A 26,105-nucleotide genomic window follows, 5' to 3' on the forward strand; every position below is an offset into this window, starting at 1 on the left:
AAAGGCCCCGTATATCGGGGCCCAAATATGGTAATAAACTATAGTAATAGCATTACTTGCCCCGCTTGGAGTTTGTATGCCACCACCACTGTTGATTAAATTTCTGATTCATTAGACAGCAAATATGGCAGCTTAAAACCATTTCGCCAAATTTTTTTATATTTAGTTATGCCTCCCACCCAGCCAACCCCGACAACTTCAACGCCACCGGTCCAACCATCGCCGCCTGCGTCGCCCCGCCCCCCGCGTCTCCTCTCCCTGGATTTCATGCGCGGCCTCATCATGGTCCTGCTGGCCCTCGAAGCCGCCGGTCTCTGGGAACATCTCCAAAAAGAAAGCGAGAACACCGCACTCCACGGCCTCTTCATCCAGTTCGCCCACCATCCCTGGCACGGCCTCCGCGCCTGGGACCTCGTCCAGCCCGCATTTATGTTCATGGCCGGGGCCGCCATGGCCTTCTCGCTGCATCGCCAGCAACGACAGGGCTACACCTGGAACCAGTCCTTTCGCAAAGCCCTGAAACGCTCCGGCTGGCTCTTCTTCTGGGGCGTGCTCGACTACGCCGTCCGCAGCAACGGCCTGTCCTTCGAACTCTGGGACGTTCTCACCCAACTCTCGTTCACCAGCCTCCTGGCCTTTCTCATCTTCCGCTGGTCCATCCCCGCCCAGATCGCCACCTGCGCCGCACTCCTTCTCCTCACCGAGATCCTCTACCGATTTACGCATATCCCCGGCTTCGATCAGCCGTTCACCGATCAGCACAACTTCGGCAACTATGTCGATCTCCTGCTGATGAACAAGATCAACAAAGGCGGCTGGGTCGCGATCAATTGCATCCCCACCGCCGTTCACACCATCGCCGGCGCCCTCGCCGGCAAACTCCTGCTTGGCCCCTCCCCCAAAAAAGTCCGCCTCCTCGGGCTATCCGGCATCGCCTGCCTCGTCCTCGGCTATGCGATCGATGCCGCCGGCATCACCCCCATCATCAAACGCATCGCCACCTCCAGCTTCACCATCGCCTCCCTCGGCTGGTGCCTGCTCGTCCTCGCCGCCTGCTACTGGTGGATAGATATCCGTAACCACCGCCGGCGCCTCGAGCTCTTCACCATCATCGGCATGAACTCCCTCTTCATCTATTTATTCTTTGAAATTGTCGGCGATCGCTGGTTCACCGGCTACGTCGGCGCCGTCACCAACGGCCTGATGACCATCGCCCATATCCCCGTTATCATCAAAGGCATCGTCACCGCCCTGTGCGTCTTCGGCCTCGAATGGGGCCTCTGCTACTTCCTGTACAAGAAAAAGATCTTCTTTAAGGTATGATACCCCACTGTCTCAACGCCCCTGCCCCCCGTTTGTCATAGAACTGTAAAATCCCCCATAATTGGAACGATCATTCCAAAAATGCCTATCTTTGTGGAACGATCGGTCCAAAATGCCTGTCGACAAAAAAAACAAACAATGAGCAAATTAGCAAACAAGGTCGCCGTAGTAACCGGCGCTTCCAAGGGAATAGGTGCACAAACAGCCAAAGGCCTCGCAGCCGCCGGCGCAGCAGTAGTCGTCAATTACTCCTCCTCGAAAGAAGGAGCCGATAAAGTCGTCGCCGACATCAAGAGCAAAGGCGGCAAGGCCGTCGCCATCCAGGGCGACGTCTCGAAGGCAGCAGACGTGACCCGCCTCTTCGCCGAAACAAAAAAGGCCTTCGGCGGCGTCGATATCCTCGTCAACAACGCGGGCATCTATAAGTTCACAACGCTCGAGGAAGTCACGGAAGAAGAATTCCACCGCCAGTTCAATACCAACGTCCTCGGTCTGCTGCTGACGACCCAGGAGGCGGTGAAGAATTTTGGCAACAACGGCGGTAGCGTGATCAACATCGGCTCGGCCGTCACCCGCATGACCCCCGCCGGTAGCTCGATCTACACGGCGACAAAAGGCGCAGTCGACGCCATCAGCGGCGTCCTGTCCAAGGAATTGGGCGCTAAAAAGATCAGGGTTAACTCGCTGAATCCCGGCATGGTAGAGACCGAAGGCACCCATACCGCCGGATTCATCGGCAGCGATTTCGAAAAACACCTCGCTTCGCAGTCACCCCTCGGCCGCATCGGGCAGCCCGGCGACATCGCCTCCATCGCCGTTTTCCTGGCCTCGGATGACTCCGGCTGGCTCACCGGCGAAACGCTGACAGCCAGCGGCGGTGTCCACTAAATAAATGATTAACTTTGCCTATCAGCTGGTAGGCAAAGTTATTTTCACCATGGCAAGAACAAAAGATTTTGATGAGACCGAAGTATTGGCGAAAGCGATCAAACTCTTCTGGCAAAAAGGGTACAATGGGACTTCCATGCAAGACCTCGTTGACGGCCTCGGTATCAGCCGTTCCAGCCTCTACGATACCTTCGGTGACAAACGCCAGTTATATCTGAAAGCATTGCAAAGCTACCAGCAGGAACAGTGCTGCGGCATAACGCAACTCCTCAACGGATCCATTCCGGCAAAAGCCGCGATCCGGCAGTTAATGGACATGACCATCCAGGAAATGATCCGCGACAAGCAGCATAAAGGCTGTTTTCTTATCAACTCCGCAGTCGAAACAGCCCACCACGACAAGGAAGCCAACGCCATCATCTGCCAGAGCGAACAGCAATTGGAGAACACTTTCTATACGGTGATCAGGAATGGACAAAACAACGGAGAAATTTCTGACAAAAAAGACCCCAGGGCACTCGCCCGCTTCCTCTACAATACCATCGTAGGCATCCGCGTCACCGGCAAATCTACTGCCGACAAGGCCGCCTTTGACGACATCATCCAACTGACGATATCCGTCCTGGACTAGGTGCCGGCCTTATAACACCCCCTTCGTACTCGGCAGCGCCAGACTCAGCGGATCCCGCCGGACCGCCATCCTGATCGCCTTGGCAAACGCCTTGAAAATAGCTTCTATCTTATGATGCTCATTCTCCCCCTTGCATTCGATATTCAGATTGCAACGCGCCGCATCCGAAAACGACTTGAAAAAATGAAAGAACATCTCCGTCGGCATCTCCCCGATCCGCTCCCGCCGGAACTCCGCATTCCAGACGATCCACGGCCGGCCGCCAAAATCGATCAGCACCTTCGCCTCGGCCTCATCCATCGGCAACGCAAAACCATATCGCTCCATTCCCCGCTTATCGGCCAACGCCTTTCCAAACGCCTCCCCAAGGGCGATGCCCGTATCCTCGATAGTATGATGCTCATCGATATGCAGATCCCCGTCCGCCCGGATCGTCAGGTCCATCTTCCCATGCCGCGCAATCTGATCCAGCATATGATCGAAGAAACCCAGCCCCGTTACGATCGCCGCCCTCCCATTCCCATCGAGATTGAGATCGATCTTTATCCGCGTCTCATTGGTATTTCGCTCATGCACCACATGCCGCAGTCCCAGCTTGAAGAATTCATAGATCTTACTCCAATCCGGCGTCTCGAGCGCGATGGCGCTTTCCAGGTCACGCCGGGAATCACTCACCTCCGCACCGCCAAGCGCCGGATCGTTATTCAGCCAGATGGCCTTGCAACCCAGGTTCTTCGCCAGCTGCACATCGGTGATCCGGTCGCCGATTACAAAGGAATTGGCCAGGTCATACCCGGGGTTCCCGATATATTTCGTCAGCATCCCCGTTCCCGGCTTGCGGGTCGGCGCCTTCTCCGCCGGGAACGACCGGTCGATAAAGATCTCACTGAACCGGATCCCCTCGCCCTCCAACGCCTTCAGCACGAAGTTCTGCACCGGCCAGAAAGTATTCTCCGGAAAGTCGGCCGTCCCCAGGCCATCCTGGTTGGTCACCATCAGTAATTCAAAATCGAATTCCCTGGCTATCCGCGCCATATACTCGAACATCCCCGGATAGAATTCCAGTTTCTCAAAAGAGTCTATCTGGTAACTCGGCGGCGCTTCTTTGATCAGCGTACCGTCTCTGTCGATAAATAGGATGCGCTTCATTTCGCCACGGGTTTTAGTGTCGCCCTCACCGCCTTCACCTGCGAAGGCAACACCGCCGTCGCCCTGTTCCCAAAGTTGTTCCGCACAAAGGTCAGCACATCGGCAATCTCCTGATCGGTCAGATCAGGATGCGGCGCCATGATACCATGATAGTCATCGCCTTCCACTTGCACACCCTGCATCCCGCTCAGCACGATCTTGATCAGCGCCACCTTGTCGCCAAGAACGAATTTAGTCTTCGAAAGCGGCGGGTTCATCTCCTGCACCCCAAGCCCATCCGCCTGGTGACAGGCCAGACATTGTTGAAGATAAACGGGCTTGCCCCTCTTGATCGAGGCAGCCGTTCCACCTCCCGCGGGAGCCGGCTTTTTGGTTTGGGCCATAAGCCCCGTCGCCAGCAAGAAAAGACATCCGCCCAGCATGGAAAAAAAAATGGATCTGCTCATAACATTATTTCTTGTAGGATATCTTCCAGATCGTACCCTTTGTATCATCGGTTACATACATCGACCCATCCGGTCCCTGCGCCAATCCACAGGGACGATAATCAACCCGGCCGGATGCCGTCTTTTCGGGTCCGCCCGAAAAATTATCGGCAAAGACTTCCCATTTGCCGCTGGGTTTACCATTATTGAACGGCACAAACACAACAAAATATCCCGCCTGCGGTTCAGGCGCCCGGTTCCAGCTGCCATGAAAAGCTACAAAAGCTCCGTTCTTGTACTTTTCTGGAAACTGGTTACCCGTATAAAACAGCAACCCATTCGGCGCAAGATGCCCCGGAAAGGCTACGATCGGGTCCTGGTACTGCTTGTCCGGCCCTTTTTTACCATCGCCGCCATACTCGGGACCCAACACCTGGCGATGCTGGATCTGATCGTAAAAGATATACGGCCAGCCGCAATTGGATCCCTTGTGCAGCTCATACATACACTCCGCCGGTAACTCGGCGCTCTGTTTGTCGTTCCAATATTGCGGAAACAGCGAACTCAGCTGGTCGCGGCCATGCTGCATAACAAAAAGGCTGTTCGTCTGCGTATTCCAGTCGAACCCGACCACATTCCTCAAGCCGGTGGCATAACGCGCGCCGGTGCCATAGGTCTGATTGGGTTGGTCGGCCTTGAATTCCCAGATGCCGCCCGCAGAGTCCAGGATCGGACAGGGCATCTGACCCGGTGATCCCTTCTGCCGGTCAGCCAGCTGACAGGCATTCGAATAAGCGCCGATATTTACAAAGAGATTGCCGCTATGATCCAGGGTGATCGCCTTAGCCTCATGCTCATGACGGCTAAGCAGCCCCGTAACGATTTTCTCCGGCTTATCGCCATCGACGACATTGTTGTTGGCATCCAGCTTGAACCGAAACACCTCTTCATCCGAAGAAGCATACAGATAGCCGTCACGGATAGCCATCCCCGTTCCCGGAAACGTCCCAAACCCGCTGATCTTATCCGCCTTGCCGTCCCCATTCGTATCCTCGAGCCGGTAGATACCCTTCCCATCCTTCAGCCGGGCCAGCTTAACAAAGATCGCTCCATTGGGCGCCACCGCGATATGCCGGGTCTTGCCGAAATTTTCGACTACCGTCACCGCGCTGAACCCCGTCGGCAGCTTAAGCTGACTGGCCGCATCCGTCGGCCTGACGGCATGCTTTCCGCCCTTTTTACCACCACCCCCGGCAAAGGCTCCCAGCCCCACCAGAAAAAAAATGACTGTCGTGACTATTGATCTCATAGTTTCTAAGTATTAACGGCCCGTAATTTAATCGAAAAAATCACCGCGCCAATCACTAATTTTTATCTTAGGCTTTCCATTCTTTAATTGATTTTAGCAACTCCGCATTCTCCCGTTCCGTACCCACGGTAATCCGCAAACACCCTTCACAAAGCTCCACCTTGCTGCGATCGCGAACCACGATCCCCGCATCCAGCAGATGCTGATAAGCCGCCCGCGCATTCCCGACTTTGACCAACAGGAAATTGGCGTCGCTGGGATAGACCCGTTGCACAGCTGGCAGCGCTGCCAGATCACGGCTCAGCTGCTCCCGCATCGTCACCAGCTGACGGATCATCTCGTTCACCTGCCCTACATCCTCCAAAGCCTTCAATGCCAGCTCCTGCGTGGCCTGGCTGATATTGTAGGGCGCCTTCACCTTGTTATAAATGTCGATAATAGCTTCACTCGCAAAGGCCATACCGAGCCGCAGCCCCGCAAGCCCCCAGGCCTTACTCATCGTCTGTAGAACAACCAGGTTGGGATAGTCGCTCAACTCCTGGATAAAGGACTTATGCCGCGAGAAATTGATATAAGCCTCGTCCAGGACAACCAACCCGGGAAAGTTATTCAAGACGATCTCGATATCCTGGCGGTTAAGCGAATTGGCCGTCGGATTATTGGGGCTGCAGATCCAGATCAGCTTCGTATGCTCGTCCACCAGGTTCTCCAGATGCACAAGATCCAATTGAAAATCATCCAGCAGGACAGCACGTCTCACCTCGATATCGTTGATATGCGCGCTCACCTCATACATCCCATAGGTCGGCGGGTTGATGATCACATTGTCCTTACCCGGCACACAAAAAGCCCGGTATAGCAGATCGATACATTCATCACTTCCATTCCCCAGAAAAATATGCTGGGGCGGAATTCCCTTGATCCGGCTGATCGCCGCCTTCACGGCATGCTGATGCGGATCGGGATACCGGTTATACCATTTGGTCAGCGGCGAGCCAAGACTGTTCTCGTTGGCATCGATAAAAACCTTCGCCTCCCCCTGAAACTCATCCCGGGCCGACGAATAAGGAACCAATTCCCGGATGTTGTCGCGTAAAAGTTTATCTAAATTGAACATAATCTTATTTTTCCAATCTTACCCTGACCGCCTGCGCATGCGCCTCCAATCCCTCGGCCGAAGCCATCGCCTGCACCGCCCCGCCGATCGCCGCCAATCCCTCGCGGCTCAGTTGTTGAAACGTTATTTTCTTCACAAAGCTGTCCAGACTCACCCCGCTAAATGCCCGGGCCGCACCATTCGTAGGCAGCACATGGTTTGTCCCGCTCGCATAGTCCCCCACACTCTCCGGCGAATAATGCCCCAGGAACACACTACCCGCATTGACCACATCCTCCGCCAGCCGCTCGGCATCGCGACACGCAAGAATAAGATGCTCGGGCGCATATTCATTCAGCAGTTCCATCGCCTGAACATCGTCCTTTACAATAAAACTCCGGCTGTTCACCAACGCCTTCCGGGCAATGTCCGCACGCGGCAATAAGGCCACCTGTCGGTCCACCTCCGCCAACACCCGCTCCACAACCACCGCCGATGGGCTCACCAACACCACCTGGCTGTCGGCCCCATGCTCCGCCTGCGATAACAGATCGGCCGCGACAAATCCCGCATCCGCCGTCTCATCTGCATATACGGCCACCTCACTCGGCCCGGCCGGCATATCCATCGCGATCCCATCCCGCTGCACCAGTTGCTTCGCACAGGTGACATACTGATTGCCGGGCCCGAAGATCTTATAGACAGCAGGTATCGATTCCGTTCCATAAGCCATGGCCCCGATCGCCTGTACCCCCCCTACGCGAAAGATCCGCGTCATGCCAACCAGACCCGCCGCATATAATATCGCCGGATGTAACCGGCCCTGCGCATCGGGCGGCGAACAAAGGACGATCTCCCGGCACCCCGCTATCCGCGCCGGAATAGCCAGCATCAGCAACGTGGAAAATAACGGCGCCGTCCCCCCGGGAATATAAAGGCCGACTTTCTCGATGGCCACCGCCTTCCGCCAGCACCGGACTCCCAGCATCGTTTCCACGATCTCTTCTGTCCGCTCCTGCCGCCGGTGAAATGTCTCGATATTCTCCTTCGCCATCCGGATCGCCGCCTTCAACGCATCCTCCAATCCTTCTCCCCCCGCGGCGATCTCGGCGGCGCTGATCTCCATCCGCTCCGGCGCCACCTTGTCGAATTGCAGCGAGAACTTCCGCACCGCGGCATCGCCGCCCGACCGCACTTCGCTCAGGATCGCACCCACCGTCTGCTCCAGCCGCGAAACATCGATCACCGGCCGCGTCAGCAAGGCCCGCGCCGCCACAATACCCGTCTCCCTGATATCAGTTATCCTCATATCACCATTTTTTCTATCGGCACCACAAGAATACCCTGCGCACCCGCATCTTTTAACCGTTCGATAATCTCCCAGAAATCGTTTTCGCTAAGCACGCTATGCACACTGCTCCACCCCACCTCCGCCAAAGGCAACACCGTCGGACTCTTCATCCCCGGCAGAAGCCGGATGATCTCCTGCAGCTTGTCATTAGGCGCATTCAATAAAATATACTTGTTATTCCGCGCCTTCTTCACCGCCCGGATCCGGAACAGGAATTTTTCCAGCAGTTGCCGCACCTCAGGGTCAAGCCGCTCATTACGGATCAACACCGCCTGACTCTTCAACACCGTCTCCACTTCCTTCAATCCATTCATGAACAACGTACTGCCGCTGCTTACCAGGTCGACGATCGCATCCGCCAGTCCGATACCCGGCGCAATCTCAACCGACCCGCTGATCTCATGGATCTCCGCCTTTATCCCGTTCTTATCCAGAAACTGCCTGAGCAGACCCGGATACGTCGTAGCAATCCGCTTTCCATTCAGGAACTCTACACCATCATACTGCTCCCCCCGGCCTACCGCCACGGACAACCGGCATTTCCCAAAGCCCAGCTGCTCGACGATCTCCGCCTTCTTGTTCTTCTCATAGAAGACATTCTCACCCACGATACCGACATCGGCAACCGCATCCTCCACATACTGCGGAATATCGTCATCCCGCAGAAAATAGATCTCCATCGGGAAATTGTCACATTCGGTCTTCAACTTGTTGACCCCGTTCTTCAGGTCGATGCCGCAGTCTTTCAGCAGCTTAACGCTCTCATCGTATAAACGGCCTGATTTCTGGATAGCGATCTTTAGCTTGTTCATAATAAAAAAATTGGGGCCTACCTTTCGGTAAGCCCCCTAGTAATTTATGTTCTTGACAAAACATCACCGGCCTACCTAAGGTAAGTATGCATGATGGTGATGACGTTGTTGGTTAAATTGCATTTCGTGCCCAAAATTAATGTTCAAAGGCCAATGTCCAAAATTAATTTTTCTTTTCTACCGGCGCCTGCACCTGGCTTGCCTGCTTCTCCGCATGCCGGTACTGCAGGAAATAATAGATCGCCAGGATCAGAAATATCTTCGAAAGGATAAAGACCGCGATAAACAACGACCGCCAGATCTTATGCACCCGGATATGATTCGACGTCTCCTTTGCCTGCACGTATTCGGGACCATGACGCCGGTATTCGCGCCTTGTACTGTGCGGCAGGGCCGGTACACCCCTCAGCCGGTCCTCCACCTGCTGCCGTATCTCGGGCGGCGGCGGGATCTCGTTGTCGATCGAGAACAACTCGAGATGATACTCGAAATCAAGTAACGCGTCCTTTAATTCGGGAAAATGCGGCAACAACTGCTCGAATTCGTCCACCTCCTGCTGTGTGGCCAGACCCAAGGCATAGCTTTCGACGATGCCGCTTTGCATATACAATTCTATATTCAACCCAGGTTTTTTCTGATCATTCCAAGACATTCTCTGAGCAGCCTGCTGACATAGGCCAGATCCTTACCGGAATGAAGCGCCAGATCTTCCTTGCTCCGTCCATAAAGGAATAATTCCCGAAATACCCATTGATGCTCGGGTGGCGCATCTTCCAACAGCAAAAAGTAAAGCGCTGCCGTCTTGGGGCCCCTTCTAAGATTGGACGCCGCCAGCTCCGCTGAAGATGGGCCATCGGCCTGACCTTTATTTTGAATATACTCCAGGATGATCTTTCTGGACTCTACCTGCAACCAGCAGTACACGCTGAGGCTGGAATCGAATGCCTCCTGCAGCTGAAGGGTCAGACGGGAGAAAATATCCACCAAAAGGGTTCCGGCTTCCGTTCGGTCGGGTACAAACTGTAAAATATAGCTATACAACATCCCGCTGTACCGCGAATACAGCAATTCGGCGGCTGGTCGCTCGCCGCCATACAGCTCACTTCTTAAAATGTCTTTCGTGATCGTTTGATCCAAAATAGATAGGTTTTGACCATTGAAGGGTAGAAGTATGCTAAAATAAACTAATATTAAATATAAACCATTAGATAATTTATCAGTAAAACACCTGCAAGCCCGGTCACCGAAACGATCGTCTCCATCACCGACCAGCTGCGGATCGTGTCTTTTATCGATAAATTGAAATATTCCTTGAACATCCAGAACCCGCCGTCATTGACATGCGAGAAAAGCAGGCTGCCCGCGCCGATGGACAACACCATGAGGTTGGGATCGACATGCAGCCGGCTCATCAACGGCAATATGATCCCCGCGGCAGTCAGCCCCGCCACCGTCGCCGAACCCAGGCAGACCCGGATAATAGCCGCGATCAGCCACCCCAGCACCAGCGGAGGCACCGGCCACTCCTGCAGGACAACGGCAATCTCTTTACTCACGCCACTGGCCGTAAACACCTCCTTCAGGGCGCCTGCCCCCGCGATGATCAGCAGGATCATGCCGATATCCTTCACCGCCCCCTCATAAATACGCATGATTGCCGGCACCTTCATCCCCCGGCGGATCCCCAACAACCAGGTCGCTAAGCCAACCGCGAGCAACAGGATCACCGAAGCATCATTGAAAAAAGCGAGTACCGCCAGACCACCCGCCGGCAGGTTCGCCTTCTGCGACACGATCGTCGTCAGCATCAGCAACCCTACCGGTAACAGGCTGCAAAGCAGGCTATTGCTCATACTCGGCAACTGGTCATCCGGCTTTTCTGCAGCAACCAATCCCTCCAGCGGCCGGGCCACGATATGTTTTAACGTCCGCGAATAGAAAAGCCCCGCCAGGATGATCGCCGGGATCGCAACCATCATCCCGAACAACAGGGTCTTGCCCATATTGGCATGGAACATCCCAACCAACGCCGCGGGCGCCGGATGCGGCGGCAGAAAACCATGCGTCACCGACAGCGACGCAAGCATGGGTAACCCGATATAGATAGCCGGCAGTTTATACTTGTACACGACCGAAAAGATCAGCGGCACCATCAGCACAAACCCCACATTGTAGAACAGCGGGATACCGATGATAAAACCAGTGATCATCAGCGCCCACTGGATATACTTCTCGCCAAACGTGTTCATCATCGTCGTGGCGATCCGCTGCGCGGCGCCGCTCTCGGCCACGATCTTTCCAAGCATCGCCCCCAGCACGATCACGATCGCCAGTTGCCCCAGCGTATCCCCGATGCCCTTATACACCGCGCCCGCGATCTTATCAAAAGGAATTCCCAATAACAGCCCGGTCAGGATCGAGACGACAAGAAAACTCAGAAAGGCATTGACCTTCCCCCAGGAAATAAGCACGACCAGCAGGAGAATGCCAAAAAGAACAAGCAGTAAATGCATAAGCAACCAGTTAATGGCTGTCCCGGCTCACTTCCGAACCGGAACCACCGCGCAGAAAATCCAGATCAGCACCCTCATGGGCCTGTAATACATGTTTGTGATAAAGTTGTACATACCCGCGGTCCGTACCCGGCACTGCCGGCGGCTTCCAACCCTGCCTTCTCTTCTCCAGCTCCGCCGCCGGAACATCCAGATGAAGCCGCCTTCCCGCCACATCGAGCTCGATCCAATCCCCATTCCGCACAAGCGCAAGCGCCCCGCCGATCGCAGACTCCGGCGAAACATGCAAGACCACCGTCCCATACGCCGTCCCGCTCATCCTGCCATCCGAGATCCGCACCATATCCGTAACACCCTGCTCCAGCAGTTTCTTGGGCAACGCCATATTGCCAACCTCCGGCATGCCGGGATATCCCACGGGTCCCACATTCTGCAACACCATGACCGAGGAGGCATCGATGTCGAGTTCGGGATCGTCTATCCGTCGATGATAATCTTCTATATTTTGGAAAACAACCGCCTTACCCCGATGCTGCATCAGGGCTGGTGTCGCGGCCGAAGGCTTGATGACGGCGCCATTCACGGCCAGGTTGCCCGTCAATACCGCGATCCCCGCATGATCGATCAGCGGCTCCTCATAGGCCGCGATCACTTCCCGGTTATAACAGTCCGCCTTGCCTTCCACATTCTCCCGGTGCGTACGGCCGTTCACCGTGATCGCATCCATATCCAGCAACTCCCGCAGTTCATTCAGGATCACCGGCAATCCGCCTGCATAAAAGAAGTCCTCCATCAGGAATTTCCCCGATGGCATCAAATTCAGCAACAGCGGGATCTGGCTGCCCAGCCGGTCGAAATCTGCCAGGTCCAGCGGCACACCGATCCGGCCGGCGATGGCAGTCAAATGGATAATAAAATTCGTACTCCCGCCGATGGCGGCATTCACCTTGATGGCATTCTCAAATGCCCGCCGCGTCAATATTTTGCTAAGGGTCAGATCCTCCTTCACCATCTCCACGATCCTGCGGCCCGACAAATGCGCCAGCACCTTCTTCCGGCTGTCCACAGCCGGGATCGCCGCCGCTCCCGGCAGGCTCAGCCCCAGCGATTCGACCATACAGGCCATCGTGGAAGCCGTCCCCATCGTCATGCAATGACCCGCACTCCGCGACATACAGCTCTCGGCATACAGGTAATCCGCATCGGATAGCTCCCCCCGCTTCCGCTCCTCGTCAAACCTCCAGACATGCGTTCCCGACCCGATATCCTTGCCCCTGAACTTGCCGTTCAACATCGGCCCGCCCGGTACGACCAGCGTCGGCAGATCCACGCTGGACGCTCCCATCAACGTCGAAGGCGTAGTCTTGTCACATCCGGTAAGCAACACCACCCCATCGATCGGATTGCCGCGGATGGATTCCTCCGCATCCATACTGGCCAGATTACGAAAGAGCATCGCCGTCGGCTTGAGCAGCGTCTCGCCAAGGGACATAATGGGAAACTCCAGCGGGAATCCGCCGGCTTCATAAACGCCGCGTTTCACCACCTCGGCGATATCCCGTAAATGTGCATTGCAGGGGGTCAGTTCCGACCAGGTATTACAAATGCCGATCACCGGCCGGCCATCGAAAAGGTCCTCGGGAAAACCCTGGTTCTTCATCCAACTCCGGTAGATAAAGCCCATCTTATCGGTTTTCCCAAACCAATTCCGGCTTCTGAGTTCTTTCATGAGATAAATATACCCAAACCGGATGAAATCCGGTTCGTCCGGCTAATTATCCGCCCTCATGTATTGCTTATAGCTATCGTTGATGTATACAAGAATATCGACATTGGCCGCGCGCCGGCAATAATCGTAGGAAGGCCGGTACCTCCGCATGAAGTCGACAAGGGAATCCCCCTTCAACCTGGTGATCTTGGTGACATAATCCCTGTTGTAGCGGGAGTCGACATAGTAATCCTCCTCCTCTTTCTCCAACCGCTTCTCCAGTTTGATCCGTTGCTTGGCCGCCGAAGAAGTATTGCGGAAGATGTTTAGCGTCACCCCGACCCCGTCCGCCCCCTGGCGGTCCCTCGCCATCCGCGGCGTGTTGTCATGATCATATACCCACGCATATTCCTTCCGGCGATCCATCGAATCCAGCTGGTAATTACTCAACTGACCCACCCTGACGGTTTGCAGCGTCTGCGCCCGCACATCCAGGTAGACCGTATAAGCCGCCGTCAGCAACGAAGCCGTTATCGTGACCGTATCGGCCTTGTAACCCACCGAAGAAAAGGAAATATGATCCCCCGGCGCCGCTTGGATGCGGTAGCTCCCATCCTCCTCGGACAGATCATACCGCTGCTGCGTAATGTTGTGAATACTAACCGAAATAAGCTTCTCGGTGCTATTGGCCTTGTAGATCTTGCCCGTCAAAAATTGCTGCCCGCTTCCCTGGAGAAAAGACAGTAAACACAGGATTAGTAAATAACTTATATATCGCATAAATCAGTCAGGAGTTCGCCAAGTTAGGTCTATTTCCGGTATCTTACTTCCGGGATGCTTTCAAGTTTTTGTTAAAACGCTCGTACTGATCTACATTTATAAGACCCAAATGGTTGACGTCTAACATATTCAATGTTTTGCTCATGAAAAAGACACTAACGGCCATCGCCTTATTGGCCATGCTCCATATTTCTGCAAGGCCCGCACCCGTCGCCTCCAAAGCAACCACATCCGTAGCCCCCAAACAGGAATTCTATACCATCCGCGTCTATCAGTTAAAGGATGCGCAGCAGGAAACACGCGTGGATAAATATCTGGAGACTGCCCTCATCCCGGCCCTTCATCGCCAGGGTATCGCGGACATCGGTGTCTTCAAACCGGTTGGTAACGACACGGCGGCCGTCCGCCGCATCTATGTGCTGATCCCGCTGAAAAGCCTCGATCAGTATACCAACCTCCCGGCCACACTCGCAAAAGACAGCCGCTACCTCGCCGATGGCAGCGACTACCTGAACGCCCCCTATGACAGCCCGCCCTATGTCCGCATCGAGTCGATCCTCCTCCAGGCCTTTCCCGATATGCCGCACCATACCGCACCCGGCGGCCTGAAAGGCGCCCCCGCCGAACGGGTCTACGAACTCCGCAGCTACGAAGGCCCCACCGAAAAATATTTCGCGAACAAAGTGCAGATGTTCAACGCCGGCGGCGAGATACCCCTTTTCCTTCGCCTGGACTTCCATGCGGTCTTTTACGCCAGCGTTCTCTCCGGCGCGCATATGCCCAATCTCATGTATATGACCAGCTTCGGGAATATGGCTTCCCGGGAGCAGCACTGGAAGGACTTCGTCGCCGATCCCGTATGGAAGAAATTGATTGCCGATCCCCAGTACCAGCACAATGTTTCGCATATCGATATCGTGTTCCTCCACCCCGCCTCCTACTCCGATCTATGACCTTTATAAAGGTTTTCACTTAGATTTCCTTACAAATAATTAAACAGGAAGCGGTTTTTCATGTCTGTTATATTTCCGTTATATCGGATTTTAGTGCACCTTCGCTTCCACTTACTCAAACTCTCTTCTCTGGTTAAGACTTCGCACACACTTTAGACCCGGCTAAAACTCCGCAACCTTGGTTAAGACATCGTAAGAATTTAAGGCCCGATGGGTAGCACTCTTTGCTATGCTAACTATAACCTCCTCCCTCGCCAAGGGAGACCTTACTTTACGGCCCGTCTGTAAGGATACCGACAGAGCCATTGTCCACGAGCTGTTCCGACACGAGTTCTACGGTTCCTGCCCCCAGTCCTATCCCGATGACGGGCTGTGGGAGATTTATGACAGCATGGAAACCCATGGTGCATTCGGCGCCTACCTCGTGTTCGACCACGACCGCCTCCTCTTCCTGCTGGAAGTGCACCCACCCGATCAGATGGATCTTGCCGCCGACGACCTTTCCCAACCCGGGACCATCGGCATCTATTGCTTCTACTCTTCCCCCGATGATCATATGTGCCTGCCGGCCCTCCGCGCCTGTATCGACGCCCTGCTCAACTCCCAGCCCACCCAATGCGTCGTCACCCGCGTCAACTTCGTGACAACCAAAGACCCCAGGGTCATCCTGCTCGAAAAAGCCGGCTTCCGCCGCCTGACAAAAAGCCCCGACAACGCCGCAATCTTCTATTGCAATGGCGACACCTTCCCCATCCTCCGCAAAACCGCCAGCCGGCGGCATACCTTCGTCGAATAATATCAACAGGAAATACTATTTGTCTTTCCCCATGCGTTAATCTTGACACCCTTGAAAAATAGTCTTATCGTTATGAAACACGCAGACAAGCCGTTTATCGGCATCCTGATCGTCTCCATCGCCCTCCTCTATGGAGTCATCGCCATGTTGAGCTAACCTCGCTCCATGGACAACATTCTCATCCGCGACATCCAGCCTGCGGACAACCCCGGCGTAGCCGCCATCATCCGGCCAAGAAGGCATTTGCGAAATGGTAAAAATGTCTCTCGACCCCTCCGCCCGCGGCCTGGGATTGGGTAAACAACTCATTGAAAAGTGCGAGGAATTCGCCCGGCAGGCGGGCTATGGTCAGATGTATATCGAAACCATGCCCCAATTGGAAACCGCTATCTCCATATATGAGAAATTCGGCTTCCGGCGGCTGACCGCACCAATGGGCAACACGGGGCATTATGGCTGCTCCCTCTGGCTGTTGAAAGATCTTTAGACTCGGATGCTGAAAAAAGATCTAGAGAGCTACCCCTCGAATTCAAAAAGGGAGTGAATCAAAAACGGGCACATCAACTTGTGATAAATACGGAATCGGAATAGATCCAGATTCGTCAGGCGTTTAGGGGGGTGTGATCTGCGAGAACGTTTCCCGGCTCAGGAGGCCGGCTTCACTTCGTAGATCGGACTGAAAAGATACAATTTTCCCGTGGCTAACTCCATACATTGGTATCTTTTTCTTAATTTTTTTCCCTTTCGAAACACCCGGTTATCCTCCAGACTGAAACATCCACCCTCGGCTATCTGTTCTACAAGCAGCAATTCACCCGTGTTCTCGTCATATTTCTTAAGAACGCGCATCAGGTTCTCGTCAGCACAACTGCTGGCCGGAAGATTATGAAGACTCTTCTTAAGTGCGCTCAAAATATCGGGCGGAAATACGGAAAGTTTGATAAACTCCTCCAGCATCTTGCGGTAGATCGCCTTCCATTCCTTTCCATGAGAATTCACCTGATTCCCCCATTCCATAAACGTTACCAGGTGGGCCAGCTCATGGATCAGCGTGATCAGAAAGGAATAGGAATTCAGGTTGCCATTGACGCTGATGCGGTGATTGCTGGTGCGCGTGGCATGCCGGTAATCCCCAAGAACACTCTTTCGCTCCCGGGTGATCGTCAGATGAACATTATAATGGTTCAGATACTCCAGGATCGGCGGGGCAGCCTCCGAGGGGATCCACCGTCGCAAATAATCGAGCGGAGCTTCTTTCTTAGACATTTTTCGGGGATTTCTTACTCAGCTGCATGAGTATCTTCACCTCCAGCCAGGTGTACACGATATACAGCCCGAAGCAGCCGAAAATGGCATTGCGGCTCACCGACCGGCCCGCAAACCACGCATATATAAAGGTAGCCAACAAACAGACAAACATCTTGACCAGCAGGCTGCCATACATCATTCGTACGAAAGCATGCGGATTGGCATTACGTAAAGCTTTGGCATACAATGAAAAACTAACCGCCGTTACGCCAAACAACAAAACATTGCCCACCAGCAGGACCCGGTAGTCAAACCGCGCATCCGCAAGCTGCTGCCGGGCCACAACAATAAAAAGACTGGATACCACGAAAATGATCGCAACAGGCAGAAAAGACTTAAAACCGGCTTTATTTTCCATTTTTCTTTTTCGACCCCGCCTTGACCAGGTTGATCAGCAGGACCACTATTACCAGCAAAGGTAACGCCCAGGACAGGATTGGAAAAGAAAGCTTCAGCCATTTATCCGCCCTTACACCCAGAAACACAGATATCCCCACCGAGGCTACCACCTCCGTGCCCAGCCCCGCCCATCGGATCAGCTCCCGGCGACGGTCGCTGCCCCCTTCCGGAGACGAACGGCCCCCGCCAGTCCCCCCACCCTCATCAGGCTGGAGCGACCTCGACATTGTTTTTATACTCCTTCTTTACTTCCTGGGAAGATTTGACGGTAGAAGCACTCGACCCCGTAGACGCCGCGATCATATGGCAACCGCCATTGAAATTGGCCGTGGGCTCGATCTGCAGCTTCCCCGCTTCGATATTGCCGTTTAAGAAACTGCCACCCTTGAGCTGGAGCAGGTCCTTCACCTTGATCGTACCGGTCACCTTGCCCATGATATCCGCGGTCTGCCCGTTGATATCCCCCTGGACATTCCCATTGGCGCCGATGACAACCTTGGCCGAACAATGAATATTCCCTACCAGGGTACCGTCGATCCGCAGATCGCCATTGCTGGTGATATCCCCCTTCATGGTAGTGCCCGCGCCGATGAGGCTGGCGCTGGTGCTGACAGGCGCAGTGCCGCCCACTTCAAAAGAATCAGATTTGTTCTTTCCGTTAAACATAAATATGGATTTTAGTCATTTATTTTCTCAGGTTTCGGGATCTTCAACGTCGTCGTGTCCAGTTTCACTGTGGTATTCCCCTGTAATACATTGCGAATACTCTCCAGATATTGATCCTTATACCGGACCTCCTGCTCTAACGAATCCGTGCGTATTTTTAGTTCGCGCAGATCCTTGGTATTGCTCACATCGCCATACCCCGGGATATACAACTTCAGGGGGGTAAATACGATAAGCGCCACCGTAAGCCCCGTCAACAGTACAAAAATCGTGCAGAGAACGGTATAGACACTAAGCCGCGATAATTTAAAAGTAACCACCTCCTCATAGGTATCATCATTCATAACTACCAGGCGGTAGCGATTTTGGAGGCGCTTCAGAGTGGAATTGGCGTCAAATTTAGCCATATTGGATTAATTGGTACAATCTATGCCGGACCAAAAGGCCCGGGTCCGATAAAGATAGCAAAATAAATTTCCCTAAAAAGAGTTAATTGTAAGGCGTCGGCGCTTTATTTGCAACCGGTTTCTCAACTTGATCATCTTGGCTTATCGTAAGATTTTGCTCTTAGGGGTATTTGCGTGTCTTTACCTGGCCCTCCGGGCCCAGGACGGCGTGGACTATACCCTCACCCATCCAAAAAAATTCGAGAACCGCACCCTGGCCGCGGAAACCTCCAACAGTGGCAAAAAAATAAAAAAGGTCCGCCGCTTCATCCAGAACACCATCACCCACTATAACTACTATTTCAACGCCAACGAAAAGCTAAAAATGATCCTTGCCCGGGCCAGGGCATCCTTCAAAGACGACTATACCCGGCTCCTCCCCTTCTATAATTACAGCCTCGACGCCACCCTCGCCCAAAAACGCGAACTGGACTCCGTCATCTATAAATGCACGATGGGCATCCTCATCCACGATACCCGGGATGACTGGATCGACAATCTCTACCTGCTCATCGGCCGGACCTACTATCTGAAAAAAGACTTCGACTCCGCCTTTATCACCTTCCAGTTCGTCAACTGGGCCTTTGCACCAAAAGACAAGGATAACAACGACCAGCCCATCGGCAGCAACTATAACCGGGATGAAGGCACCAGCGCTGACAAGGTCGCGACAAAAGAACATCCCAACGTCGCCCAAAAAGTATTCTCCCTTCCACCCAGCCGCAACGATGCGCTCATCTGGAAGATCCGCACCTATATCGCAAAAGATCAGTTCGCCCAGGCAGCCGGCCTCATCGAGATCCTCCTGCATGATCCCCTGTTCCCGCCCCGCCTCGAACCCCACCTGATGGAAGTAAAAGCGCTCTGGTTCTACCGGCAGGATATTTATGACAGCGCAGCCATCTTCCTCGAAAAAGCGCTGCCCGCCGCCGAAGACCGCGAAGAGACCGCCCGCTGGGAATATCTCATCGCCCAGCTGTACGAACACACCGGCGACAGCTATCATTCCAAACTCTTTTACGAACGGACCGTCAACCATACCTACAACCCCATCCTCGAGATCTACGCCCGGCTCAACGCCATCCGCCAGAACAAGGAAGGCGGCGAAGATTATATTGCCCGCAACATCCAAGCCCTGGTAAAAATGGCCCATCGCGACCGTTATGAAACCTATCGCGATATCATCTATTTCACGGCCGCCCAGATGCAACTGGAACGGAATAACAAGCCCGGCGCCGTAGCCTTCCTCCGCCAGTGTATAAAATACTCCGTCGGCTCCACGAACAACCAGCGCAACAAGGCCTTTTTACAGCTGGCCAATCTCTCTTTCGAAGAAAAGGACTACCGCGGCGCCAAAGGGTTCTATGACAGCCTCACGCTCACGGCGGCCGAGATGTCCACGATGGGTGACATCAGCTGGCTGCCCGATCGCAAAGCCGCCCTCACTATCGTCGTCCGTCAACTGGATATCATCGCCCGCCAGGACAGCCTCCAGCGCATCGCCGCCCTGCCCCAGCCCCAACGCGACGCCCTGGTAAAGAAAATGGTTCGCACCCTGCGCCGGCAACAAGGACTCCGCGACGAGGCAGACAGCAACTCGATCTCCAATTCCCCGTTTCCGTCCAACTCCAACACCGTTCCCGATCTGTTTGCAACCGGTAGCGCCGGAACGGAATGGTATTTCGACAACCAAAGTCTCAAAGCAAAAGGCTATTCCGATTTCAAGACAAAATGGGGCAACCGGACCAATGCCGATAACTGGCAGGTCGCCTCACTCGCCCGCAATAACATCGGCGCCCGCTCCGGCAACCGGGCCACCCCCGATCTGTCGGATAGCGCAAGCCGCGCGGCACTAAATACCACCATCGACTTCAAATCCCTGCTCGCCAAGCTGCCGCTGACGCCCGAAAAAATGAAAAAGTCGATGGATTCCATCGAAGCCGCCCTCTTTATGCTGGGCCACACCTATCAGGATGGCATACCCGATTATCCCTATGCCATCAATGCCTACGACAGCCTGCTGGAGAAATTCCCCGAGACCCGCCGCCAGGAGGAATCCCTCTTCGGTCTCTATTACTGCTATAAGAAACTGGGCGACGAAGAGAACGCCCGGCGCATCCTCGAGTTGATGAACCGGAAATTCCCGGGCGGCGCCTTCACCGCCCGCCTCGACAACCCCGACTCCGCCGGGAACAGCGTCAGCGCCCTGCAAATAAAAGCCACCCACCAATACGAAAAGGTGTATAATGATTTCATAGAAGGCCGCTTCGACGAAGCCGTGGAAGAAAAACGAGTGGCCGACAGCCTCTACGGAGACAAATACTGGACCCCGCAGCTGCTCTATATCGCCTCCGTTTATTTCATCCGCAGCCGCCAGGACGCCCAGGCAAGAACGGTGCTCACCGGGATCACCACCAAATGGCCAAAGACCCCCATGGCGGCCAAAGCAACCACCCTGCTCGACGTACTCAACCGGCGCAGACAGATCGAAGACTATCTCACCCGGCTGCAAGTCACCCGCGCCGTCGATGACGATACCGTCACCGTCGCCCCCCAGATCGACACCGCCGCCCAGGGCATCGCCAACCGCAGGCCCCGCCTGGTCCGCAATGACTCCAACATGCTGATCAAAAATATCCCCGGCAATAAGCCCACCGTCGGCGCCCCCGGCGATAAGCTAAAAGCCGATACCGCCAGCCTGAACAAGATCAATATGGACGCCGGCCGCCTCGCCAGCCTCCACCACCTGCAGGATTCCCTGCAGCAGGCCATGGCAAAGGCAAGTGCCGATTCCCTGCAAAGCGCCATCCTGAAGCGGAAAGCCGACTCCATTGCCGCCACCGTAAAGAAATTACAGGCGGACAGCGCTCAATTGGCCGCAAAATTGCGTAACCTTAATTCGGCATTCACCCTGACCCCCGACCAGACCCATTCGGTCATCATGGTCATGGATAAAGTGGACCCCGTATACGTCTCGGAAGCGGCCAATGCCTTTAGCCGCTACAACACCGAAATGTTCTACAGCAAGTCCCTGAACACGGTCAATGCCGCCCTCAGCGACACGTTGAAGTTGATGATCATCAGCAAATTCGCCACCGCGAACGAGGCTCTTGAATACATGAAGAATATGAAAGCGCTGGCCCCAAGAGAGATCGTCCCCTGGCTGCCCGCGGGAAAATATACCTTCCTGATCATCTCCACTTCCAACCTCGAGCTGTTGTTGAACAACAAGGATATGCCCGCCTACCGGAAATTCCTGCAGGCCGCCTATCCCAATGTACCCTTCTAGTGTAGTTACCACTTTTGAAAACATTTAACACGGATTAAACTACCTTGCGGAAGTCGTCCGCCGCAGGGTCGCCGGCAAACATTATTACAACAATTCCCAATATGTCGTCCAAACTCATCCGTATTTTCTGGAAGGTGTTCTTTTACGGGTTAGGGGCCTTTATCCTCTTTCTCGTACTCATCAATCTGGGTGTCTTCGGTTCCCTCCCCTCCCTTAAGGAACTGGAAAACCCCTCCATCACCCTCGCCACCGAGGTCTTCGCCGAAGACGGCACCCCCATGGGGAAATATTATAAGGAAAAAGGCAACCGCAGCAACGTAGAATTCAAAGATATCTCCCCCAACGTCGTCAACGCCCTCGTAGCCACCGAAGACGAACGCTTCTATGATCACTCCGGCATCGACGGCTATTCCGTCATGCGCGCCGTCATAAAGCTCGGCCGCGACGGCGGCGGCAGCACCATCACCCAGCAACTGGCAAAAAACCTGCTCGACCAGGGGTCTAAGAACATCGTCCGCCGCTTTATCGAAAAGCTGAAGGAATGGATCATCGCCATCAAACTGGAACGAAATTTCACCAAGCAAGAACTCCTGGCCCTCTATCTCAACGAAGTTCCCTTCGGCGATAATGTCTACGGGATCCGCAACGCCTCCCGCACCTTCTTCCAGAAGGAGCCCGACCGCCTGTCCGTCGATGAAGCCGCCGTCCTCATCGGCATGCTGAAAGGCAACACCATCTATAACCCCCGGAAAAACCCGAAAATGGCGATCGAACGCCGCAACACGGTCATCAATCAGATGGTAAAGAACAAATACCTCAACGATACCGAAGCCTCCAGGCTAAAATCAAAACCCATCGATCTCAGCAACTATAAGAAAGTGGATGAGAACAACGGCCTCTCCCCCTATTTCCGCGATGTACTCCGTACCGATCTGCAAAAATGGTGTAAGCTCCACAAGAACCCCGCCACCGGCGAGCCCTATAATCTTTACACGGACGGCCTAAAAGTATATACGACCATCAACCCCCGGATGCAGATCTACGCCGACGAAGCGGTAGCCAAACAGCTCCCCATCCTGCAACGCAACCTCAGCGCACAATACGATGTCCGCAAAGGCCTCATCTGGAAAGATCATCAGAATATCCTCGAAGCCGCCATGCGCAACAGCGACCGCTGGCATAACCTCGAGGACGACGGCCTCACCGACGCGGAGATCCGCAAAACTTTCAGCCAGCCCATTTCCATGAAGATCTTCGCCTGGAACAGCAAACGCGAGAAAGATACCGTGATGACCCCGCTCGATTCGATAAAATATCACCAGTCGATGCTGCAGACGGCCTTCATGGTCATGGACCCCGTCACCGGCGCAGTAAAAGCCTGGGTCGGCGGCATCGATTTCAAGACCTATAAATTCGATCACGTCAATGTCAATACCAAGCGACAGGTAGGCAGCTCGATAAAACCCTTTCTCTACAGCCTCGGAATAGAAGACTTCAACTTCACCCCCGAAACCGAATGCCAGACCAGCCAGCAATATTTTCCCGGCTTTGGCTATGTCCCCGCCCGCCCCGATAAACACGAGGGCGGCACGATGACCATGGCCTCGGGTCTCGCCTGGTCCATCAACGGCGTCGCCGCCTATATCATGAAAACCGTCGGCCCAAAACGCTTCGCCGAATACATGAAGCAAATCGGCATCCCGACAAAGATCGATCCCTACCCCTCCATGGCGCTGGGCACCTGCGATCTCTCCCTCTTCGAAATGATGTGGGGCTACACGATGTTCCCAAGCGGCGGCTATAGCACAAAGCCTTATTATATCTCCCGCATCGAAGACAAGAACGGCAACGTCCTCGACCGCTTTGACACCGAACGCAAGGAGGTGATCAGCCAGGGCACCGCCTATACCATGGCCCGGATGATGCAGGGCCCCGTCGACTTCGGCACCGCCGCAGGCCTCCGGAATCGGTTAGGCATCTCCGAAATGGGCGGCAAGACCGGTACCACCAACGATAACGCCGACGCCTGGTTCATGGGCTATACCCCGCAACTGATGGCCGGCTCGTGGATCGGCTGCGACGACCGCTTCATCCACCTCGAAAGCGGTCTCGGCTACGGCGCCCAGGCCGCCCGGCCCATCTGGGAGTACTTCTTCGCCAAAGTCCTCGCCGACCGCACCCTCGGCATCGACCGCCAGGCTAAATTCATCCAGCCCGAGAACGTGCGCAGGGAAATGATGTATGACTACATGAACATCGAAAAAACCGCTCCCCCCGGCGCCGAAGGCGGCATCCAGGGTAACGGCCGGCCCAACCAATACATCGACACCAGCCCCCCCACCGTGCCCGTAGATTCCAAACTCTCGCCGGAAGAACAAAAGATCCTCCAGGAAGCCAACAAAGGCGGCAACCGCACCAGCAAGGAAGGTTCCGTGAAGATCACCGTCACAGACGCCGACAAAAAACCACCCGAACCACCCAAAAAGAAAGGCTTCTTCAAACGCCTCTTCGGGAAAAAGGATAACTAACAAAAAGGCCGGCTTAACGCCGGCCTTTTCACTTACTTCGCCTTATTCAAATGCGCCCGTAAGAACCACGCCATCTTCTCATGCCCCTCCATCAACCCCGTAATGTAATCACTCGTACCGGCATCGCCGTACTCATTGGCAAACCGGTTGATGTTCTCACGCAGGAAAATAATGATATTCTCATGGTCCGTCAACAACTCCTTGATAAAGCCAGGACTGTCGTTCCGCTCACCCAGCTTCTCCGTGAGATGCGTCAGCGACAGAAAACTCTGCAGCGTTGCCGGCGCATAATGACCCAACTGACGAATCCGCTCCGCAACGCTGTCCATCACCTCATCAAGCTGCTCATACTGCTGCTCGAAAAAGATATGCATGGAATGGAAATCCGCGCCCTCCACATTCCAGTGAGCATTCCGCGTCTTGGTATACAAAAGGAACTCATCCGCGAGTAACTTGCTTAATTCAACTGATACAGCCTGAAGATTTGCCGGAGTGATGCCAATGCTTGCGTTCATGGTTTTTATTTTTTAGATTTTTGAATACAACCGTTCAATTTGTCCCACTACCGGACAACGGATCGTCCGATACCGAACACTTCCATTTGTGATAAAAAAGTTAATGCCGTTCACAATCAACCGCTTACGCCCTGTAACAAGTTTGGCATTGCATTCGTCTTATAGAGTACAGCTAGCTAGAAGAGAAGAATCAATTTGTAAAATCAGCAAACAATCAAAAATGAAACGTTTATCTATCGCCGTTATACTTTTCATAACAGTATTCGGCAGCTCGTACGCAAGTCCAATTTTCGGCACGGAAGAACCTAACTTCGTCGGCGCAGATCATTTCCTCCGCCAGTTCCCCCAGGCCACGAACATTAACTACAAAGTTAAGGGACAATTCACAGAAGTCAATTTTATGTGGAACGGCCTGAAATTGCAGGCCTACTACGACCGGGAAGGCACTCCCCTGGCCACCACCCGCACCATCGACCGGGTCAACCTGCCGGTAAACGTCCTGCTCAACCTGCAGAACCAGTATCCCGACGGCGTGGTCACCTCCGCCATCGAATATACCGACACAAACGACGGTCTGAGCTACTACGTCACATTGACCAAACCAAAATATACCTACCTCCTGCATGTTTCTACAAGCGGAGATTGCAGTGTTTTCAAAAAAATGAAGAATTAATCCTGCCCGGGCTGCCGGACCGCCATTTCATCCTCGGCGTCCGGCGGCCTTTTCTTACCCAGTACATCGATCCGCACCCGGGTAAGCCCCCTCCCGGCATATCCCAGTCGGACAGCAGCGGCCCGGCTAAGATCGATAAGCCGCTTGTTGCGGGGATGCATCTTATCGTTGATCCGGACAATAACAGACTTATGATTACGGAGATTGGTCACTCGGACCCAGGTATGCATCGGAAGCGTGTTGCTGGCACCCGTGAGTTTGTCCTGCGAAAAGATCTCATCGGTATACGTCTTCCGGCCCTCGAACTTGTTGGCGTAAAAACTGGCGACCCCATACTGGACCTTGACTTCGGCTGACTTATGATGCTGCCCCTTGTGCGCCGCCGGCACCGAGTCCCGGATAGGCTTTTCGTCACGGCCGTACACGGCCATAGGCAGTAAAAGATAGGCAAGTAATTTGGTTTTCATAAAATAACGGCCGGAGGCCGTTATGCCCGAAGGGCCATCATGGGCCCTACTAGGCGCCAAAGGCGCCGGTGCAGACCAGC

At 54.2% G+C, this 26,105-nt stretch carries 27 protein-coding genes; 9 read left to right on the top strand and 18 right to left on the bottom strand.

The window, feature by feature from the left end; translation table 11 throughout:
- Positions 1-168: 168 nt before the first annotated feature.
- From VGM48_RS08185 to VGM48_RS08195, 3 genes are all read left to right on the top strand, one after another.
- On the top strand, positions 169-1,323 hold the full coding sequence (locus tag VGM48_RS08185) for a DUF5009 domain-containing protein (RefSeq protein WP_331577888.1): 1,155 nt from the start codon (positions 169-171) through the stop codon (positions 1,321-1,323).
- A 138-nt stretch (positions 1,324-1,461) separates the two neighbouring features.
- On the top strand, positions 1,462-2,211 hold the full coding sequence (locus VGM48_RS08190) for a glucose 1-dehydrogenase (protein WP_331577889.1): 750 nt from the start codon (positions 1,462-1,464) through the stop codon (positions 2,209-2,211).
- A 49-nt stretch (positions 2,212-2,260) separates the two neighbouring features.
- Positions 2,261-2,842, top strand: a complete 582-nt coding sequence (locus VGM48_RS08195; protein WP_331577890.1) for a TetR/AcrR family transcriptional regulator — start codon at positions 2,261-2,263, stop codon at positions 2,840-2,842.
- Positions 2,843-2,851: 9 nt separating this feature from the next.
- Here the strand turns inward: VGM48_RS08195 and hisB are convergent, their stop codons facing one another.
- The 11 genes from hisB to VGM48_RS08250 form a co-directional block, all read right to left on the bottom strand.
- On the bottom strand, positions 2,852-3,991 hold the full coding sequence (gene hisB, locus VGM48_RS08200) for a bifunctional histidinol-phosphatase/imidazoleglycerol-phosphate dehydratase HisB (RefSeq protein ID WP_331577891.1): 1,140 nt from the start codon (positions 3,989-3,991) through the stop codon (positions 2,852-2,854).
- A complete protein-coding gene (locus tag VGM48_RS08205) occupies positions 3,988-4,437 on the bottom strand; it encodes a cytochrome c (RefSeq protein ID WP_331577892.1) in 450 nt (149 codons plus the stop codon). Before VGM48_RS08205 ends, hisB begins: the two co-directional genes overlap by 4 nt.
- 4 nt (positions 4,438-4,441) lie before the next feature.
- Positions 4,442-5,725, bottom strand: a complete 1,284-nt coding sequence (locus VGM48_RS08210) for a PQQ-dependent sugar dehydrogenase (RefSeq protein WP_331577893.1) — start codon at positions 5,723-5,725, stop codon at positions 4,442-4,444.
- Positions 5,726-5,792: 67 nt separating this feature from the next.
- Complete coding sequence (gene hisC, locus VGM48_RS08215) at positions 5,793-6,842, bottom strand: histidinol-phosphate transaminase (protein WP_331577894.1); 1,050 nt, start codon at positions 6,840-6,842, stop codon at positions 5,793-5,795.
- A gap of 4 nt (positions 6,843-6,846) precedes the next feature.
- Positions 6,847-8,130: a histidinol dehydrogenase gene (gene hisD, locus VGM48_RS08220; protein ID WP_331577895.1), complete on the bottom strand. Its 1,284-nt coding sequence runs from the start codon at positions 8,128-8,130 to the stop codon at positions 6,847-6,849.
- Entirely contained in the window at positions 8,127-8,984 is an 858-nt protein-coding gene (gene hisG / locus VGM48_RS08225; protein ID WP_331577896.1) for an ATP phosphoribosyltransferase, read from the bottom strand. Before hisG ends, hisD begins: the two co-directional genes overlap by 4 nt.
- A gap of 163 nt (positions 8,985-9,147) precedes the next feature.
- A complete protein-coding gene (locus VGM48_RS08230) occupies positions 9,148-9,606 on the bottom strand; it encodes a hypothetical protein (RefSeq protein ID WP_331577898.1) in 459 nt (152 codons plus the stop codon).
- Positions 9,603-10,121, bottom strand: coding sequence for a hypothetical protein (locus VGM48_RS08235; RefSeq protein WP_331577900.1), 519 nt, complete (start codon positions 10,119-10,121; stop codon positions 9,603-9,605). Before VGM48_RS08235 ends, VGM48_RS08230 begins: the two co-directional genes overlap by 4 nt.
- A gap of 53 nt (positions 10,122-10,174) precedes the next feature.
- Entirely contained in the window at positions 10,175-11,497 is a 1,323-nt protein-coding gene (locus tag VGM48_RS08240) for a gluconate:H+ symporter (protein WP_331577902.1), read from the bottom strand.
- 10 nt (positions 11,498-11,507) lie between these two features.
- Positions 11,508-13,226 (bottom strand): IlvD/Edd family dehydratase, encoded by a 1,719-nt coding sequence (locus tag VGM48_RS08245; RefSeq protein ID WP_331577904.1) that lies wholly within the window; start codon positions 13,224-13,226, stop codon positions 11,508-11,510.
- A gap of 42 nt (positions 13,227-13,268) precedes the next feature.
- Positions 13,269-13,916: a hypothetical protein gene (locus tag VGM48_RS08250; protein WP_331577906.1), complete on the bottom strand. Its 648-nt coding sequence runs from the start codon at positions 13,914-13,916 to the stop codon at positions 13,269-13,271.
- Positions 13,917-14,128: 212 nt separating this feature from the next.
- Here VGM48_RS08250 and VGM48_RS08255 point away from each other — a divergent pair, with 212 nt between their 5' ends.
- The 3 genes from VGM48_RS08255 (at position 14,129) to VGM48_RS08265 (ending at position 16,221) form a co-directional block, all read left to right on the top strand.
- The gene (locus VGM48_RS08255; protein ID WP_331577908.1) at positions 14,129-14,938 is read left to right on the top strand and encodes an NIPSNAP family protein; all 810 of its coding nucleotides are present in this window, start codon (positions 14,129-14,131) and stop codon (positions 14,936-14,938) included.
- A 229-nt stretch (positions 14,939-15,167) separates the two neighbouring features.
- A complete protein-coding gene (locus VGM48_RS08260; RefSeq protein ID WP_331577910.1) occupies positions 15,168-15,734 on the top strand; it encodes a hypothetical protein in 567 nt (188 codons plus the stop codon).
- Positions 15,735-15,984: 250 nt separating this feature from the next.
- Positions 15,985-16,221: a GNAT family N-acetyltransferase gene (locus VGM48_RS08265; RefSeq protein WP_414711247.1), complete on the top strand. Its 237-nt coding sequence runs from the start codon at positions 15,985-15,987 to the stop codon at positions 16,219-16,221.
- Positions 16,222-16,379: 158 nt separating this feature from the next.
- Here the strand turns inward: VGM48_RS08265 and VGM48_RS08270 are convergent, their stop codons facing one another.
- From VGM48_RS08270 to VGM48_RS08290, 5 genes are read right to left on the bottom strand one after another with little or no spacing between them, the layout of a single operon-like run.
- A complete protein-coding gene (locus VGM48_RS08270) occupies positions 16,380-17,000 on the bottom strand; it encodes a SprT-like domain-containing protein (RefSeq protein ID WP_331577914.1) in 621 nt (206 codons plus the stop codon).
- Positions 16,993-17,400 carry a hypothetical protein gene (locus tag VGM48_RS08275; protein ID WP_331577916.1) on the bottom strand — a complete coding sequence of 136 codons (408 nt, stop codon included), beginning with the start codon at positions 17,398-17,400 and terminating at the stop codon, positions 16,993-16,995. The genes VGM48_RS08270 and VGM48_RS08275 overlap by 8 nt, the downstream gene beginning before the upstream one ends.
- On the bottom strand, positions 17,390-17,668 hold the full coding sequence (locus tag VGM48_RS08280) for a hypothetical protein (protein ID WP_331577918.1): 279 nt from the start codon (positions 17,666-17,668) through the stop codon (positions 17,390-17,392). The genes VGM48_RS08275 and VGM48_RS08280 overlap by 11 nt, the downstream gene beginning before the upstream one ends.
- Positions 17,646-18,107, bottom strand: coding sequence for a polymer-forming cytoskeletal protein (locus tag VGM48_RS08285; protein WP_331577920.1), 462 nt, complete (start codon positions 18,105-18,107; stop codon positions 17,646-17,648). Before VGM48_RS08285 ends, VGM48_RS08280 begins: the two co-directional genes overlap by 23 nt.
- Positions 18,108-18,118: 11 nt before the next feature.
- A complete protein-coding gene (locus VGM48_RS08290; protein ID WP_325587943.1) occupies positions 18,119-18,514 on the bottom strand; it encodes a hypothetical protein in 396 nt (131 codons plus the stop codon).
- A gap of 136 nt (positions 18,515-18,650) precedes the next feature.
- Between VGM48_RS08290 and VGM48_RS08295 the strand changes: the two genes are divergently transcribed.
- Together VGM48_RS08295 and VGM48_RS08300 are read left to right on the top strand one after the other, a co-directional pair.
- Positions 18,651-21,842 (top strand): hypothetical protein, encoded by a 3,192-nt coding sequence (locus tag VGM48_RS08295; protein ID WP_331577925.1) that lies wholly within the window; start codon positions 18,651-18,653, stop codon positions 21,840-21,842.
- 101 nt (positions 21,843-21,943) lie between these two features.
- Positions 21,944-24,370: a penicillin-binding protein 1A gene (locus tag VGM48_RS08300; protein WP_331577927.1), complete on the top strand. Its 2,427-nt coding sequence runs from the start codon at positions 21,944-21,946 to the stop codon at positions 24,368-24,370.
- Between the two features lie 32 nt (positions 24,371-24,402).
- Here VGM48_RS08300 and VGM48_RS08305 read toward each other — a convergent pair whose 3' ends face one another.
- Positions 24,403-24,885, bottom strand: coding sequence for a DNA starvation/stationary phase protection protein (locus VGM48_RS08305; protein WP_331577929.1), 483 nt, complete (start codon positions 24,883-24,885; stop codon positions 24,403-24,405).
- Positions 24,886-25,105: 220 nt separating this feature from the next.
- Between VGM48_RS08305 and VGM48_RS08310 the strand changes: the two genes are divergently transcribed.
- Positions 25,106-25,558: a hypothetical protein gene (locus VGM48_RS08310; RefSeq protein ID WP_331577931.1), complete on the top strand. Its 453-nt coding sequence runs from the start codon at positions 25,106-25,108 to the stop codon at positions 25,556-25,558.
- Here the strand turns inward: VGM48_RS08310 and VGM48_RS08315 are convergent.
- The gene (locus VGM48_RS08315) at positions 25,555-26,025 is read right to left on the bottom strand and encodes a septal ring lytic transglycosylase RlpA family protein (protein ID WP_331577933.1); all 471 of its coding nucleotides are present in this window, start codon (positions 26,023-26,025) and stop codon (positions 25,555-25,557) included. The two genes, VGM48_RS08310 and VGM48_RS08315, sit on opposite strands and share 4 nt — an antisense overlap.
- Positions 26,026-26,105: the final 80 nt, after the last annotated feature.

It is taken from the genome of Puia sp. (assembly GCF_036500295.1).
GTDB lineage: Bacteria > Bacteroidota > Bacteroidia > Chitinophagales > Chitinophagaceae > Puia.